Annotated in this window: 2 protein-coding genes; both read right to left on the reverse strand. The window is 34.8% G+C overall.

The features are described from left to right. Positions 1 to 540: 540 nt before the first annotated feature. Entirely contained in the window at positions 541 to 2,025 is a 1,485-nt protein-coding gene (locus tag ACKPEB_RS01225; protein WP_408962945.1) for an AAA family ATPase, read from the reverse strand. Then, the coding region (locus ACKPEB_RS01230) for a TaqI-like C-terminal specificity domain-containing protein (protein WP_408962946.1) at positions 2,022 to 2,985 on the reverse strand (964 nt) is incomplete at its 5' end. The genes ACKPEB_RS01225 and ACKPEB_RS01230, both read right to left, overlap by 4 nt.

Here is a 2,985-nt window from a genome sequence, read left to right on the forward strand (position 1 = left end):
GCAAATTCCATAGAGTGATGCTAATGAGGGTTTTTCAATTTTTTGCAGGGGTTGATAAACAATAATCGCTTCTACTTCAGTATCTCGAATTTCTGGTAAAGGGATGTGCAACATTCCATCATTGCCAATGTGATATTTTACTTTAATACTTTGCATCGTTGTTTACCTCTTATTGAATTCTTTTTATCTGCTTATTTTACCAATTGCCTCTTTTCTTCCTATAATAGCGCATTTCTGAATAAAATGCGATCGGCCTTTCCTTTTCCGACCTAAAACTGACAGAATTGTAGGTTGGTTTTCACTGTCGTTCAACCCAACGTCGATAAATTTTGGGTTTCGTTCCTCAACCCAACCTACACAGATATGAGTGATATCGTAGCGATCGCACTTCTGACTAAACGCAACTTTATGTAATTAACTAAGGTTTCAAAAGTGCTTGAAAATTTAGGTCAAGAATATGCAATTAATTTTGTTTAGGTACTTACTCAATGATTTATGTTTGTGTTGCTAAGTTATTGGCTTTGGGTCAGAGCAAATTAATCATACGCTTAACTCATTTTTGAGACTTCTTACCGCATCAATAGCTTGTTGAATTTCGCTAACGTAAGTTTGACTAATCTGTGCATGATTTAGCGGATTCATAATTAATGATCGATATAACTCAATGTTTTGTCTTGTAGTTGAACTTACAAATAATGTCCCATCCCCTCTTTTGTGTTGACAAGTAGGTTGCCAAAAGTCATCTGTAGTTATTTTTCTAGCATCCTCTTGATATTTTACTTTTAAATAGTGTTGATTACAGAATCTTTTTAGAATTACTTCAAAAGCAGTCCGCAAGTAGACAGCAGATGCTTTGAGGTCTGGAGCTTGTGGTGGAGTTGGGGTAAGGTATTCTTGGGCTTTGTCTAAATAGTCAATGTCTTGTTTCCAAACAGGAATTTCTATATTATCAGTAATTTCTCCCCGATAAAGTTCCTGAAAAAACCACTTACTACTATTAAGTCTTTGTTTAAGAATTTCATACCACTCGCGGTCATAAGTCATCAAAAAGATTTGATAATCATTGAATTGTTGTTTAATAATATCAACTAAAGGCAAGCGATTAGACATATCTAAGCCAATGAAAACATCATCTAAGGCTAATATTTTTAGCTTAGGTTTTGGTGCTACTAGGAGAGAGCTAAAATAAAGTGCGATCGCAATAGCAGATAGTTTTGCTTCATTCAAAAAGTGATGAGGGCTGGAAATTTCTTTATCTAAAAATTTAACTTTTAATAAAATTTGGCGGTTGTTTATACAATCTTCGGGTTGATTTTCTCTATATTTAGCAAGATTATCAAAGGTAATGCCTTGGAATTGGAAAGAAATGACGATTTTATAGCCAAAGTAATCCATTAATTCTGTAATTTTTTGCTCTAGCTCATTTAGTTTGGCTCGTAATCCTTGATTAAAGATTTGGCTTTCGGCTTCAAAAGTAGCAATTTTCCGTTTATGATTTTTTTGTTTTGGAACAATCTGTAATAAATCTTTCCAATGATCAGCAAAGGTTTTTTGCAGTGGATGAATATCGTTGATACAGTGTGCTAATAGGCTATCAACTAATAGCTCAAAAATATTAACTTCTGGCTCTTGGCGATGGATAAAATGAACTTCCAGTAACCGCTTATAATCTAGGATGCCTTTGGCTTGAGATGCAGCAATTATATCTGGGTCGTTTGTCGTGCAGGTAGTACACGACCACTCATGAACAATTACAGGTGTATTCAATCTATCTCGCAACCAGAATTTGATATAGCCTGGATCAGTCTCGTGGGTAAAAATATTTTGGTATGGGGAAAATTTTAAATTATTAATTCCAGATTCAAGGAGATATTGGAGTGCTAATAACAGAGATGATTTACCGCTACCATTTTCACCATAAATCAGCAGGTTTGGCTTGCCGCGTTCTCCAACTCTCGCTAATTCGATAATATGATGATTGTAGAAAGCACGAAAGTTTTTAATTTCAATTTTAATAATTCTCATGCTAAACCTCTGATCATTCGCACGACTTCTAAGCTATTCAAGAAGTAAATATTAGCACGAATAGGATGCTCGGAGTTAAATAATTGTTTAAATATTTGTCTAAGTGCTTGCATTTTGTCACCTTTGATGGTTTCAATTGCGGGAAGATTTTCGGATAAAAGGTGGCGCATGAAGTATTTATCATGGTTGTGTAATTCTTCCGGTAAATATAGTTCCATCACCAGCGCATCTACTATTTGTTCAAAGTAACTCAGCATCAGTTTGTCTTCTGCTGTTTCTACCATTTTTTGACCATGACTAGGGATATCTTTGAGTTGAGCGGTGAGGTAAATAATATAATTAACTAAGGTTTCAATTGCTGATTTTTCTTGGGGTTGTGCATTGGGGATAGGAATTTGAGATACATAGATTGATTTAAACCGTCTAAAGTCTCCACGCACAGCAGGACAAATTTGATTAATAAAAAATTGTATAATTCCAGAATTAAGAAACCCTAGTAAATATTTTGACGCTGAGGGAATTAAAAATAAAGTACAATCTGGGTAAAGTGCATTATGATCAAAAGCAAATTCACAACGAATAGCAATATCAGGATAAATAATCTTTGGTTGTTCAAATTCTTGCCAATATGCAATATTATCTTGAATTTCATACCACTGATAACGACCAACCTTGCGACCCCCTGGAATACCTGGTGTTAATCGCTGTTTATAGGGTAGCAAGTAATTATAAATAGCTGGATATTGACTGATATCAACTTCTCGTCTTGTAAAAATAATCCATAAGTTTTGATATTCTACACGCCAACGTTTGACATCCCGTCCGCGTAAAAAAGGCTTGAGAACTTCTGCTGATGATGGATGTTCAGCAATGAGCCTATCTCGTGTTTCTTGATCAACAATAAAAGCTTCATTAAACCCAGTTAAAATACCTCGATAAAATCGTCCATTCACATATTCC

The sequence above is a fragment of the Planktothrix sp. genome, from assembly GCF_046067725.1.
Taxonomy (GTDB): Bacteria; Cyanobacteriota; Cyanobacteriia; order Cyanobacteriales; family Microcoleaceae; genus Planktothrix.

Excerpts from the sequence above, each read along its gene's own strand:
- ACKPEB_RS01225 (WP_408962945.1), bottom strand. The coding sequence starts at position 2,025 with ATGAGAATTATTAAAATTGAAATTAAAAACTTTCGTGCTTTCTACAAT.